At 73.4% G+C, this 462-nt stretch carries 1 protein-coding gene; it reads right to left on the reverse strand.

The window, feature by feature from the left end; genetic code table 11:
- Positions 1-462 (reverse strand): hypothetical protein (locus C1631_RS23595; RefSeq protein ID WP_228441527.1); only part of this gene is annotated, 462 nt, incomplete at both ends.

Here is a 462-nt window from a genome sequence, read left to right on the forward strand (position 1 = left end):
ATCGATGCAGTTGCCGGAGCGCCGGTTGATGAGCACCGAGGTGCCGGTCGGCGCGCTCTCGCCGGGCGTGGGGCCGGCCGTGCCGCCGCCCTCGCTGCCGCCGGTGCCGCCTCCGGTGTCGGTTCCGACACCCGTGCCGCTGCTGGTGCAGCGCAGGGTGTAGACCACGTTGCGGCCCGGAGCCCCGGAATCGCCCCAGCTATCCTGGCGGCCGCCGGCGGCGCAATCGCCCGATGTCTGGAGCGCCCGCTCACCGACGGTGTCGCTGTAGTAGACGAGCGGCGTGCCGCCCCGCGACTTGTCCGGGTTGGCCCAGACCCGCATGCCGCCGGCCCAGCGCGCACCCGCCGGCACGCCGAGGGGCTGCGAGGGAACGTTCATTCCGGCCGGCGTCGTGTTCCAGTTGTACGACATGACCGGCATCTCGGTGCCGACCGAGCCTTCCGCGTTGCGGGGTGACAG

The organism is Chryseobacterium phosphatilyticum (assembly GCF_002899825.2).
Taxonomy (GTDB): Bacteria; Bacteroidota; Bacteroidia; order Flavobacteriales; family Weeksellaceae; genus Chryseobacterium; species Chryseobacterium phosphatilyticum.